This is a genomic window from Ligilactobacillus equi DSM 15833 = JCM 10991 (assembly GCF_000615765.1).
GTDB classification, from domain to species: Bacteria; Bacillota; Bacilli; order Lactobacillales; family Lactobacillaceae; genus Ligilactobacillus; species Ligilactobacillus equi.
Genome location: NZ_BAMI01000144.1, coordinates 1 through 688, shown reverse-complemented (window position 1 = coordinate 688; position 688 = coordinate 1). Strand labels below are relative to the sequence as shown.

Genomic DNA, 688 nt, shown 5'->3' with positions numbered 1-688 from the left:
CCCTCTTGACAATGCTAAGTTCTTAAATGCATACAAGGGTCAAAAACTTACAGTTACCTTTAAGGCAACTGTTAAGGATGATGCCACTGGTGATCTCAAGAACTCTATTGTACAAACTAATGACGGTCATGGTTACAAGACTAATACAGTTACTAACCACGTTGAACCTAACCCTGCCCCAGTTAAAGTTGTTGTCAACTCTGATGGCACTAACATCGACAAGACTTCTGTTTCTCACGGGCAAACTGTAACTTACACTGGTACTTGGGATTTATCCGAATTAGCAAATCACAAGTTTACTAAAGATGAATTAGCTAAAGCTTGGACATTTGATGATGATTATGACGAAGATAAGATTAGCCCAGTCACTGATTCATTAAAGGTAACTGATGCTAAGAACAACGATATTACTAAGCTATTTAAGCCTGTATGGGACGAAAAAGCTGGTAAGTGGGTATTAACACCAAATGACACTAAAGCGTTCTTAGAGGCTTACAAGGGTCAAAAACTTACTGTTTCATTCAACTCTGTTATTAAGGCTGACGCTACTGGTGATTTAACTAACACCATGAACCAAACTAACAACGACCAAGGCTACAAGACCAACACGGTTACTAACCATGTTGAAAATGATCCTAAGCCTGTTAAAGTAGTTGTTAACTCTGATGGTACAGATATTGACAACACC

1 protein-coding gene is annotated in these 688 nt (G+C 38.5%); it reads left to right on the top strand.

The genetic code is table 11. The annotated features are described in order from the left end of the window. The coding region (locus JCM10991_RS14160) for an adhesin isopeptide-forming adherence domain-containing protein (protein ID WP_035189172.1) at positions 1-688 on the top strand (688 nt) is incomplete at both ends.